This is a genomic window from Nitrospirota bacterium, assembly GCA_040754395.1.
Classification (GTDB): Bacteria; Nitrospirota; Thermodesulfovibrionia; order Thermodesulfovibrionales; family SM23-35; genus JBFMCL01.
In genome coordinates, this window is sequence record JBFMCL010000032.1 from 18,692 (window position 1) to 30,026 (window position 11,335).

Consider the following 11,335-nt stretch of genomic DNA (forward strand, 5'->3'; position numbering starts at 1 on the left):
AACACATGAAAACAACACAGGTGGGACGGTTTCTGCTGGCTGGTGCGTTGTTTCTTGCATTCTGCACGCTGCCGTCTATTTCTTTCGCCGCTGATACGGCGGTGAAGTTGGGGGCAGTTGACGTCCAGACGGTATTGAATGAATCTGAAACGGGGAAAAAGGCCAAGAATGATCTTGAGGCGCTCATAAAATCAAAGCAGGCTGTCATCGATGAAAAGGGCAAGATGATCGAGAAGCTGAAAAGCGATGTCGAAAAACAGGCTTCCGTGCTCTCTGCAGACGCAAGGAAAACCAAGGAAGAGGAACTTGAGAAACTGATCAGGGAGTACCAGAGGCTCGTGCAGGATTCACAGGCCGAGATTAAGAAGAAAGAGGCTGAACTGACAGATTCGATACTGAAAGATATTCACGACATCATAGACAAGATCGGCCAGGATGAAGGATATACCCTTATCATTGAGAAGGGCATGGCAGTCTATTCCGATAAGAGCATTGATATCACCGGCAGGGTCATGGGCAAGTACAACGAATTGAAGTCCAAATTCAAAAAGTAGTGAAGCTGAGGGAAATTGCAACTCTTGTTGGTGGTGAAATCCTTGGTGATCATGACCTGGAAATCACCGGGGTATCGGGCATCAGCGAGGCGAAAGAGGGAGATATCACCTTTGCAGCATCAAAAAAGTATCTGAGGGATATCTCGGACTGCCGGGCTTCCTGCCTTATGGTAAAAGAACCGGTTCCGGATGTCCGGATTGCACAGCTGAAGGTGTCCAACCCCTATCTTGCATTCGCACAACTGCTCGGACATTTCTATGTAAAACCGGTTAAATTCTCAGGGGTCAGCAAGAGCGCGCATGTATCTGATACGGCCAAGATCGGGGACAATGTCTCTGTCCTTCCCTTTGCATATATTTCAGGCGGGGTTTCGGTCGGTGACGGCTGTGTGATTTATCCGAATGTGTTCATCGGCGAGAATACGATAATAGGGAATCAGTGCACAATCCATTCCAACGTCACGCTGAGAGAGAACCTGAAAATCGGCAACCGGGTCATCATACATGCAGGTACCGTAATCGGCTCTGACGGCTTCGGATACGTGTTTGAGCAGGGAAGCTATCACAAGATCCCCCAGGTCGGCGGGGTGATCGTCGGTGATGATGTGGAAATAGGGTCCAATGTCTCTGTCGACAGGGCAACCACCGGGAATACCGTAATAGGCAACGGAACCAAGATTGATAACCTTTCCCAGATCGCGCATAACGTGCAGATCGGCAACAACTCGATTATTATTGCGCAGGTGGGAATCGGAGGCAGTTCGGAAATAGGAGAGTACGTGACCCTTGCCGGACAGGTGGGGGTTTCAGACCATACCAGAGTTGACCCGGGAACCATGATAGGCGCACAGTCTGGCATCATGGGGCACGTTGCGAAGGGAGCTTATTCTGGTTCACCCGCAATACCGCACCGGGATTGGCTGAAGTCACAGGCTATTTTTGCACGACTCCCCGAGCTTCATAAAAAGATAAAGGAACTTGAAGAAAGAATTCGCGAACTTGAAAGGGGGATTCAGGGATGATGAATGTAAGGGAGATTCAGAACTTCCTGCCTCACCGGTATCCTTTCCTCTTGGTAGACAGAATCACCGAACTGGAACCCGGGAAAAAAGCGGTCGGGTTAAAAAATGTCACCGTGAATGAACATTTTTTCCAAGGACATTTTCCTGGGCATCCGATCATGCCCGGCGTACTGATCGTTGAAGCACTGGCCCAGGTAGCAGGCGTCCTGGCTTTTCAGTCCGGAACAGCTCACGGGAAATCCGTGTACTTCATGAGTATCGAGCGGGCAAAATTCAGAAAACCGGTGGTTCCGGGCGATCAGCTGAAACTTGAAGTGAACATAGTACATCAGCGCGGAAATGTCTGGAAATTCGAAGGCAGCGCGCTGGTCGATAACAAAGTGGCTGCAGAGGCTGAATTCACTGCGATGCTCACAGATAGAGAGATATAACACATGGCAAACGACATTCATCAGACAGCGATCATTTCACCTGATGCAACGATTGAAGAGGGGGTGTCCATAGGCCCCTACTGCATCATTAACGATGCCGCACATATCAAGAAAGGCACAAGGCTTGTTTCGAATATAATCCTCGAGGGAAATACCGAAATAGGGGAAAATTGTGTGATATATCCCTTCACGAGCATCGGACTCCCCCCACAGGATCTGAAATACAAAGGGGGAAAAACCGGGGTCAGGATAGGGAACAATAATGTTATCCGTGAATATATCACGATACACAGGGCCTCTGTCGGCGGAGAAGGTGTGACGGTAATCGGAGACAATAATTTCTTCATGGCATATGTGCATATTGCCCACGACTGCCGGATCGGAAATTCAGTCACCATGGCGAATGTCGCAACCCTTGCCGGGCATGTAGTGGTGGAGGACTGTGCTGTTGTGGGCGGGCTTGTGGCAGTTCATCAGTTTACCAGAATCGGGGCGTACGCCATGGTCGGCGGATTCAGCGGGATAGGACAGGATATTCCTCCGTATATGATTGCATCCGGAGCGCGGGCAAAACTCTTTGGCCTGAATACGGTTGGACTGAAGCGGCACGGATTTTCTGATGCAACGATTAATGAACTGAAAAAGGCCTATAAAATACTCTTCAGGGAAAAGAGAACCCTGAAAGACGCCATAAAGAAAATTCAGGAAGAGCTCCCGTATACAGACGAGATCAAGCATCTCATTGACTTCATTCAAAAGAACAAACGAGGAATCTGCAGGTAGTGAATATCTTTCATCCCCTTCCGGTCCCCTTCATGAACGGGACCGGGGATGCCGCACACACATTCAAATGAAAAAACTCGGATTAATCGCGGGCACGGGTGAACTCCCGAAAGCAATTGCGGAAGAAGCGAGAGCGCAGGGATATGCAGTTATCGCAATAGGGCTCGACCCTCTTGCCGACAGGTCTCTGTCCTCTCATGTCGACGAAATAACATGGGTGAATGTCGGGAAATTCGGCAAACTGATAGAGTCCCTGAAAAAATCCGGAATCAAAGAGGCGGTCATGGCAGGGAAAGTCTCAAAGACCCTTCTTTACAAAAGCAAGATCACCCCTGACCTGAGGGCTGTCAAACTCCTGTTTGGTCTGAAAGATAGAAAGGACGATTCCATACTGCTTGCAATCACGGAAGAACTCGCACAAGAAGGCATTCGCCTTCTTGATATCACCCGCTTTAGCGGCTCCCTGCTGACAACCGAAGGGGTTCATACAAAAAAAGCTCCAACTGGGAATGAATGGAAGGATATCGAATTCGGATGGAAGATCGCGAAGGAAATCGGAAGGCTCGATATAGGGCAGACAGTCGTGGTGAAGGATCAGGCAGTAATGTCGGTAGAAGCCATTGAGGGCACTGACGAGGCGATTCGCAGAGGCGGCATACTTGCAGGGGAAGGGGCAGTGGTGGTAAAGGTAAGCAAACCTGACCAGGACATGAGATTCGACGTTCCTGCGGTAGGATTGCAGACCCTTAGCGCCATGAAAGAGGTCCGCGCAAAAGTGCTTGCCGTCGAAGCGCACAAAAGCCTTATTCTCGATAAAAACACCTTAATTGACGAAGCAAACACCACAAAAATCGTCATAGTGGGATATTCCGTTAAGTAGAACCCTCTTGTTGTGAAAGCCGGAACAGGATATGAAAGATCACTGTCTGTTGTCGGCTCAGACACGACAAAACCCCATACCTTTGTTTAAACGAAATTTCTCTTGCAGGTCATTTCGTTTGGGATCGTTCGTGCGCAAGCCCTTTCAGTTCAAAAATCTTTATTTCTCGCTGTCTGCCTTTGACCTTTACGGTATCCCGTTCATTTAAGGTGTAATGACCGAACATTGTTGTTCCGTCCGATGTCCTGATATGCTCCATGGTGAATTCCGTAATAAGAATCTTTGCCTGATAATCCCTCGTGAGCTTCTCAACCCTCGCCGCAAGGTTGACATGGTCTCCGATGACGGTATAATCCATTTTTTTTCCTGCAGCGCCGATATTGCCGATGATAACCTCCCCGGTGTTTATCCCGATGCCGCAGTCAAGCATCTCCTTTCCTTCACGCCTCCATTTGTCCTGCATCCTTGCAAGGCTGTCCTCCATATGTAACGCACATCTGAGAGCCAGTTCAGCGTGGTTTGGCTGATCCGCCGGGGCTCCCCAGAACGCCATGATCTCATCTCCGACGAACTTGTCAAGTGTTCCGTCCCATCTGAAGATAATGTCAGCCATTTCCTTGAAATACTCGTTGAGTATCTCCACAACCTCTTCCGGAGGCCTTTTTTCAGACAATGAGGTAAATCCCTTGATATCTGAAAAAAGCACTGTCACCATCTTCCGGTCGCCCCCGAGCTTTGCCTTTTCCGGATTACTAATGAGTGTTTCCACGATCTTGGGAGAGACATAACTCGAGAACATGGCACGGATTTCCCTCGATTTTCTCTCTTCGAAAAAATACTTTGCTACGGTAACCGCCACCGCAATCATTATGATATTGGCTGCCGGGTAAACGAAGTTGACCCAGAGGTTCATGGAAGTAAAGAGGAACTGGACTGCAAGGACATATCCCGAAAACAGGGCAAAAGACAGGAGCGCACCTTTGAGCGCATTCAGTCTCGGAAGAAAAAACCCTGTCATGATGCCTGTCAGCAGAATAACCGCGATCTCGACATACCCGATGCTCTTCCTGAGCAGAGAGTGATGAAGGATGTTTTCGATGACAGTCGCGTTCTTCTCAACCCCGGGCATATTGGCGGAAAAAGGCGTGTTCTTCATGTCGTAGGTTGCGATAGCAGATGTGCCGAGCAGGACTATGCGTCCATTGACCTCTTCCGGCCTTATCTTTTTGCGCAATATGTCCGCCGCTGAAATGAATCTGAATGTACCCTCTTTCCCGTAATAGTTGATAAGCAGCCTGCCCCTCCGGTCGGCTGGAATGAAATACTCCTGACCGAGCCGTATCCCTTTGTCCCCTGCGATGACCATTTCATCCTGCGTGACGCCAAGATATACGCGTGCAGCCTGCAGGGCGAGGGACGGGAAGATTTCGTCCCCGTATGCAAGATACAGGATTTCCCACCGCAGCTTTCCGTCGAGGTCAGGATGAGAGTTCACATGCCCGAAGACTCTTCCCTGCGCAATCTCCTGAATCACAGGTAGGGCTTTTTCCGCGATAACGGGATGCATGCGTGTGGTATTTTCAATCTTCAAAAATGCGGAATCGATGATCTGGTCCGGAACTTCGGGACTTTCGTCACTTGCATCAACCAGTTCATCGAAGGTCATCGCAAGCACGATTTTTTCCCCTGCACGCGAGAACGCCTCACCCAATGCCATATCGCTTTTTGCACTCTCAGGCTCGGCAAAGAAAATATCCACTGCAAGGATTTTCGGCTCCATAGCGATGATCCCGTTAACCAGCTCAGCCATCAGTTCCCTGTTCCACGGCCAGCGGCCAAACTCCCTGAGGCTTTTTTCGTCAATCGCCACAATGAGCGTATCCTGAGGCTGTGCAGGCTTCAGGATAAGATTTCTGAGGTGGAATCTGTAATCGAGAGTCAGGACTTCAACACGCTCTTCAACCGATACTGGACGGTAAATCAGCAATGCAAGGAAAACGGCAGAGGACACCATACAGAAGACAAGAATCCAGTTTCCTTTTTTAGGAGATACTTGCATTCGTAACGTGTAAAAGTGACAGGCACAATGGGCGAATATGGAGAAGAAGCTTTCCCTCTGTCACCTTAGCGGATTTTACGCAGATCATTCCTGCGGCATTGATTCCTGATGTGCCTAATATTTCAGTTCCGCCTTTTTCTGGTCTGCAACAACCACCAGTATGTAATATTCCGGAGTGAGGTATTTCTTCGCAACCCTGCGCACGTCCTCCTTGGTGACTGCGTTGATGTACTCAGGATACTTTGTTGCGTAGTCAAGGCCAAGGTGAAAGAATTCAACAGAGGCAAGAAAATCTGCGATCTTCCGGCTGGTGTCGAGTCTTCTGGGAAAACTCCCTGTCAGATACGACTTCGCCTCTGAAATCTCTTCATTAGATACCTCTTCCTTTCTGATCCGTTCAATCTGTTGCAGAACCTCGCTGATTGCGGTATTTGCGGATTCATTCTTTGTCTGGAGCCCTACCTGGAAGGCACCTTCTTCATTATTGGCCGAAAAGTAACTGTGCACGTCATACGCCAGCCCCATCTTATCCCGCACAGAAGACATGAGTCTGGAGGAAAACCCGCCTCCTCCCAGAATATAATTCATTACCAGAACCGCATAATAGTCCGGATCATGTCTGCTGATGCCGAGATTTCCGAGAATAATATTTGCCTGGGTGAGGTCCTTGTCTATCTTTATGGTTTTCCTGATCATCTCCCTCTTCAGCCTTCCGGTCTTTCTTTCGGATACGTCGGCCTTCTTCCATCCGTCCAGATAGCGCTGAATCAACTCCTGCAACTCTGCGTTGGTGAGATCGCCCGCAACAGAAAGGATGGAGTTGTTCGGCCGGAAATACTCTTTATGGAACCGTGCCAGATCCTCCTGTGTGATGTCCCTGAGTGATTCTGGAGAACCTTCCGGAAGCCTGCCGTAAGGATGCTCCCCGAACACCTCTTGCCTAAAGGCACGGCCTGCAAGAAAAGAGGGTTCCTCTTCACGCTGTTTCAGGGAACCACTGATGAGCTCCTTTTTTCTGTCAATCTCAACCTGCGGGAACGTGGGGTTCAGCAGGATGTCAGAGAAAAGTTCAGCCCCTTTTTGGATATCCTTCTTCAGCACCGACAGTGAAATCGTGGTAAAATCATTCCCTGCCGAGGCATCCAGAGACGCGCCGATGAAATCAATCTCTTCGCTGATATCCCTTGATGTTCTGTTTTTTGTCCCTTCAGTAAGGAGTTCCGCGGTCAGATTCGCGAGTCCTGCTTTTGCATCGGGTTCATGGACCTGTCCGCCTTTCACAATGAGTGTGAGCATCACAATGGGAAGGCTGTGATTTTCAGAATGAAGGACTGTGAGCCCGTTGGGCAGCACAGTCCTGTTCACATTCAGTGCATCTGCATCAGACAACAAAATGCAGAAGAAGAAGATCAGCAGGACAGCATGCAGCAGCCATGAGCCGGGGCAGGAGAATGGCAAGGTGTCCTTCCTCACATGCCTGCGCTGCGCACCGGTTGCCGGGAAAGGAACTGATTTCTGCAGACTCTGTGGTGTGCGAAGGTTACTGTTCACTCTTCACGCTTCTCTTTCTTTACCGGTATCAGGATGCCGGTGGTCTTATTCTCTTCGTTAAAATATCTGCGCGCTGCCTTCACCACATCCTCAGGGGTCACTTTTCTGATGCCCTCGAGATAGGTATCAATAAGCCTCCAGTCCCCGAGCATCTCAAACATACCATATTTCATCGCCTGAAGATAGACCGAGTCCTGGCCCATCACAAATGAAGCTTCAATCTGGTTTTTTGCCTTCCGGATCTCCCTGTCTGACGGCATCTCGGTCTGGAGACTTTTTATCTCGGCGATCAGCGCGGATTCAACATCTGCGATATCTTTGCCGGGTGCAGCAGTGGCATACAAGAAAAAAAGATACGGATCATTGTTGAAGCCGCTGTAATCAGCAGATGCATTCAGGGCAATCTTCTTGTCGTAGACAAGCGACTGATAGAGCCGTGTGCTTTTCCCTCCGGCCAGGAGAAGGTTCAGCACATCGAGTGCATAACTGTCCTCATGCGGGAAACTCGGCACGTGATATGCCATAAGGATGTACGGCAGTTCCGCCTCTTTCTTCAGGACGATTCTTTTCTCTCCTTTTTGCTCAGGTTCACTGTTTGCGGTCCTTTGTATTTGAGGTCCTTCAGGGATATTGTCGAAATGCGCGGAGATCTCTTTCATTAAGGCCTCGCTGCTGATATCGCCCGCAGCAACAATTACCGCATTGTTCGGTGCATAGTATGCTTTGTAATAATTGCAAAGATCGTCCCGCCCGATAGACTTCAGATCAGACATCCAGCCGATTACAGGCCTCTGATACGGATGCACCTTGAATGCTGCCGCCGCAACATCCTCAAACAGGGATCTCTGGGGGTCATCTTCATACCTGAGCCTTCGTTCTTCCATCACTACATCGCGCTCAGAGAGTACTTCCTTTGGATCGAGTGTCAGGTTATGCATTCTGTCAGCCTCAAGATCAACTGAAAGCATTATCCTGTCCGAAGAGAAGAGTTCGAAATATACTGTGTAGTTCTTGGTTGTGTATGCATTGTTAGTCCCCCCGTTCTTCTGCACAATCCTGGACAAGACTGACGGCCCGTATTTCGCGGTGCCCTTGAACATCATATGCTCAAGCAGGTGACTGAGACCCGATTTGCCGGCAGGTTCATCCCGGGAACCTGCCCGGTACCATACCTGAAAAGTCGCTACCGGCGCCTTATGCTCTTCGATTATCAGAACTTTCAGCCCGTTGTCAAGCGCATATTCTTTCACTTCTGCTGCATCGGGAACGGCAGGGAACGATAACAGAAGAATCAGGACAATGACTTTAATATATTTCATAAATAACTATATCAAAAAATCAAAATATATTGGAAGAGAAGAGTTGACACAGGCCGGAACATGCAATTAATACTTGACAGTTTTCAGCATCTTCGTTATTTTTATGTAAAGTAAAACTTTGGAAAAGGAGTATTACTAATGCAACGAAAAAGCCATATATTCAATAAAGCCTTCCTTTGTCTGTTTTTTCTTCTGCTGACATCAGTGGCATATGCACAAATGCAGGAATACAGGGACTACACTGTCATAAAAGGAGACACCCTCTGGGATATCACACAAAAGGAGTTGCAGGATCCTTTCCTGTGGCCGAAGGTATGGAAGGAAAACCCGGATATCAAGAATCCCGACAGAATCTATCCGAAACAGCATATCAGAATTCCCCTTTACCTTATGCAGAAAGAAATAATTCCTGAAATCAAACCCGTTGCAAAACCGGAACCCGAAGCAAAGCCTGAGATACCGGTAATCGCAATTCAGCCTTCAAAAAAAGAATACCTTGTCAACAGGCATGTTCTGACATCAAGCGGTTACATTGCAGAATCAGTACGCAGTGTCGGTAAGATCGCTGATACCCCAACCGGACGCACCATTCTTGGCAAAGGTGATTACGCATATATCAAGGCAGACATGCCGGTAAAAAAAGGTGACAAATTCTATGTGCTTGTCCCCACAGAACTGGTAAAACATCCTGTGACAGGGAGGACACTGGGGTATCTGATCGATATCCGCGGGACGGTTGAGGTTATTGGGCAGGAAGAAAACGATGATCCGCAAGTACTCGTTACAGAAGCATATTTTGATATCTCATCGGGAGATCTCCTGGATACCTACTACGAGATGGAGCATCCCATTGCTCCCGACAATCCAAGGAAACCCGATATCAACGGCTATGTGGTTGCATCGAAACACCTGCATCTTATCAGCGTGCCGTTTGATGTCGCGTATATAGACAAGGGCAAAAACGACGGGTTGCAGATCGGTGATATGCTTGCGACCACAGTCCAGAGCAAGCACAAAATTTACAATGGCCTGATTCAGATAATCAACCTGAGGGACTCCACCTCGACCGTCATCATCAGAAAAAGCACTGATGCAATTGTCAGAGGCGACGGCGTAACAGGCGTTAAGCAGGAGTAGTCGTCAGTCTTTTCAGGGCCTTAAGTCTGCTCGGATGCTTGAGCTTCCTCAGCGCCTTGGCTTCTATCTGTCTCACCCTTTCCCTTGTGATGGAAAGATGTCTTCCCACTTCTTCGAGGGTGTGATCCCTGTCTGCACCTATCCCGAACCTCATCCGGATCACCATCTCTTCTTTGGCGGTTAAGGTTTTCAACACCTTCTGAATCTGCTCTGATGTCTCCGTCTTTTCTGCATCAGAGTAAGGTGACGGGCTGTTCTTGTCTCCGATGAAATCCTCAAGCTCGGTGTCTTCATCCCCGACAGGAGTCTGAAGCGCAATCGGATCCTGTATTGCCCGGAAAACCTCCTCAACCTTGCGCGTGGGGACCACAAGTTTTTGTGCGATCTCCTCGTTGGTAGGCTCCCTGCCGAGCTGTTGCGTCAGTTCCCTCGATGCCTTGGTAACCCTGTTGTAGAATTCCATCATATGTACGGGAACCCGGATGGTTTTTGTTTGGTCTATGAGGGCGCGTGTGATCGCCTGCCTGATCCACCAGGTTGCATAGGTGCTGAATTTGAATCCCTTTTCATATTTGAATTTATCTACGGCCTTCATCAGGCCGATATTGCCTTCCTGTATGAGATCCAAAAGAGGAAGTCCTCTTCCGACATAGTTTTTGGCGATGTTGACAACAAGTCTCAGATTGCGGGTGATTAACTCATTCTTTGCGGTCGAGATGAGAGTCCTTGCTTTCTGGATACGCGTCCACATGGATTTGATATCATCAATCTTGGTCCCCACTTCTGATTCGACCTTCTTATATACCTTCTCAATCTCTTTGGCCAGTGCTTCCGTTTTCTTTGTATCGATACCCTTCTTTTTCTTCTCCCTGACGGTTTGCTTCATCCCTTTCAGGGAACCGTACTTGGATATCCTTCTGTCGGAGACTTCAATCTCCTTCATGAGTTCTTCAATGACTTCGACACTCCTCACCAGTGCTTCGTCAGTTTTTTCCTCCTCGGGATTGAACTCTTCCTCATCCCCGTTCTGGCTCATTTCAAGTTTCTTATAAAGCGGTAACGCGATAATGAGTTCCCTGATGATGTTTTTTCCTTCTTCGAGTCTTTTTGCGAGTTCCGTTTCCTCGTCTTTTGTCAATATGGAGATGTCTCCCATGGAATAGAAATATGCCTGCACGAGGTCTTCTGTCTTTTCATATTCTTCAATTTCTTCTTCCATCTCCTCTTCATGGGGGGTTGTTTCCTCATGATCAACTACCTTAACCCCCATGTCCTGGAGGATATCCATAAGGTCTTCTATTTCATCAGGGGAAAAAAATTCGGAGGGAAGTGCGTCGTTGATTTCATCGTAGGTAAGCATGCCTCTTCGCTTGCCTATGTCAATTATCTCTTCGAATATGTCTCTCTCTCTCATCTTTATTCCTTACTCCTTCGAACACATAAAGGGGCCTTTTTTCAAGGCCCCCATCTTCCTTTAACAACAGGAGGGAAAATAAAAAGGGTCAAGTCGCACGGTCTATTAGTACTGGTCAGCTCAATACATTACTGCACTTACACCTCCAGCCTATCGACGTGGTAGTCTACCACAGACCTTCAGGT

At 48.4% G+C, this 11,335-nt stretch carries 10 protein-coding genes and 1 rRNA gene; 6 read left to right on the top strand and 5 right to left on the bottom strand.

Annotation, left to right across the window (positions count from 1 at the left end; genetic code table 11):
• The first annotated feature begins 5 nt into the window (after positions 1 to 5).
• From AB1552_13190 to lpxI, 5 genes are all read left to right on the top strand, one after another.
• Positions 6 to 554 carry an OmpH family outer membrane protein gene (locus AB1552_13190; protein MEW6054722.1) on the top strand — a complete coding sequence of 183 codons (549 nt, stop codon included), beginning with the start codon at positions 6 to 8 and terminating at the stop codon, positions 552 to 554.
• Positions 554 to 1,576, top strand: a complete 1,023-nt coding sequence (gene lpxD, locus AB1552_13195; GenBank protein ID MEW6054723.1) for a UDP-3-O-(3-hydroxymyristoyl)glucosamine N-acyltransferase — start codon at positions 554 to 556, stop codon at positions 1,574 to 1,576. The genes AB1552_13190 and lpxD overlap by 1 nt, the downstream gene beginning before the upstream one ends.
• A complete protein-coding gene (gene fabZ / locus AB1552_13200) occupies positions 1,573 to 2,007 on the top strand; it encodes a 3-hydroxyacyl-ACP dehydratase FabZ (protein MEW6054724.1) in 435 nt (144 codons plus the stop codon). Before lpxD ends, fabZ begins: the two co-directional genes overlap by 4 nt.
• 3 nt (positions 2,008 to 2,010) lie before the next feature.
• Positions 2,011 to 2,790 carry an acyl-ACP--UDP-N-acetylglucosamine O-acyltransferase gene (gene lpxA / locus AB1552_13205; protein MEW6054725.1) on the top strand — a complete coding sequence of 260 codons (780 nt, stop codon included), beginning with the start codon at positions 2,011 to 2,013 and terminating at the stop codon, positions 2,788 to 2,790.
• A 67-nt stretch (positions 2,791 to 2,857) separates the two neighbouring features.
• The gene (gene lpxI, locus AB1552_13210) at positions 2,858 to 3,670 is read left to right on the top strand and encodes a UDP-2,3-diacylglucosamine diphosphatase LpxI (protein MEW6054726.1); all 813 of its coding nucleotides are present in this window, start codon (positions 2,858 to 2,860) and stop codon (positions 3,668 to 3,670) included.
• Positions 3,671 to 3,779: 109 nt separating this feature from the next.
• Here lpxI and AB1552_13215 read toward each other — a convergent pair whose 3' ends face one another.
• The 3 genes from AB1552_13215 to AB1552_13225 all read right to left on the bottom strand — a co-directional run bounded on the left by AB1552_13215 (position 3,780) and on the right by AB1552_13225 (position 8,599).
• The gene (locus AB1552_13215; protein ID MEW6054727.1) at positions 3,780 to 5,684 is read right to left on the bottom strand and encodes an adenylate/guanylate cyclase domain-containing protein; all 1,905 of its coding nucleotides are present in this window, start codon (positions 5,682 to 5,684) and stop codon (positions 3,780 to 3,782) included.
• A gap of 159 nt (positions 5,685 to 5,843) precedes the next feature.
• A complete protein-coding gene (locus tag AB1552_13220) occupies positions 5,844 to 7,280 on the bottom strand; it encodes a pitrilysin family protein (protein ID MEW6054728.1) in 1,437 nt (478 codons plus the stop codon).
• Positions 7,277 to 8,599 carry a pitrilysin family protein gene (locus AB1552_13225; GenBank protein ID MEW6054729.1) on the bottom strand — a complete coding sequence of 441 codons (1,323 nt, stop codon included), beginning with the start codon at positions 8,597 to 8,599 and terminating at the stop codon, positions 7,277 to 7,279. Before AB1552_13225 ends, AB1552_13220 begins: the two co-directional genes overlap by 4 nt.
• A 138-nt stretch (positions 8,600 to 8,737) precedes the next feature.
• Between AB1552_13225 and AB1552_13230 the strand changes: the two genes are divergently transcribed.
• Positions 8,738 to 9,736 (top strand): LysM peptidoglycan-binding domain-containing protein, encoded by a 999-nt coding sequence (locus tag AB1552_13230; protein ID MEW6054730.1) that lies wholly within the window; start codon positions 8,738 to 8,740, stop codon positions 9,734 to 9,736.
• Here AB1552_13230 and AB1552_13235 read toward each other — a convergent pair.
• Positions 9,723 to 11,150 carry a sigma-70 family RNA polymerase sigma factor gene (locus tag AB1552_13235; protein MEW6054731.1) on the bottom strand — a complete coding sequence of 476 codons (1,428 nt, stop codon included), beginning with the start codon at positions 11,148 to 11,150 and terminating at the stop codon, positions 9,723 to 9,725. The genes AB1552_13230 and AB1552_13235 overlap by 14 nt on opposite strands.
• A gap of 84 nt (positions 11,151 to 11,234) precedes the next feature.
• Positions 11,235 to 11,335 (bottom strand): 23S ribosomal RNA (locus AB1552_13240); the annotation flags it as partial.

Bases quoted from the DNA above. Each gene is read 5' to 3' on its own strand.
- AB1552_13190 (MEW6054722.1), top strand. From the start codon at position 6: ATGAAAACAACACAGGTGGGACGGTTTCTGCTGGCTGGTGCGTTGTTT.
- AB1552_13230 (MEW6054730.1), top strand. From the start codon at position 8,738: ATGCAACGAAAAAGCCATATATTCAATAAAGCCTTCCTTTGTCTGTTT.
- lpxA (MEW6054725.1), top strand. From the start codon at position 2,011: ATGGCAAACGACATTCATCAGACAGCGATCATTTCACCTGATGCAACG.
- AB1552_13225 (MEW6054729.1), bottom strand. From the start codon at position 8,599: ATGAAATATATTAAAGTCATTGTCCTGATTCTTCTGTTATCGTTCCCT.
- AB1552_13215 (MEW6054727.1), bottom strand. From the start codon at position 5,684: ATGGTGTCCTCTGCCGTTTTCCTTGCATTGCTGATTTACCGTCCAGTA.
- AB1552_13235 (MEW6054731.1), bottom strand. From the start codon at position 11,150: ATGAGAGAGAGAGACATATTCGAAGAGATAATTGACATAGGCAAGCGA.
- lpxI (MEW6054726.1), top strand. From the start codon at position 2,858: ATGAAAAAACTCGGATTAATCGCGGGCACGGGTGAACTCCCGAAAGCA.
- fabZ (MEW6054724.1), top strand. From the start codon at position 1,573: ATGATGAATGTAAGGGAGATTCAGAACTTCCTGCCTCACCGGTATCCT.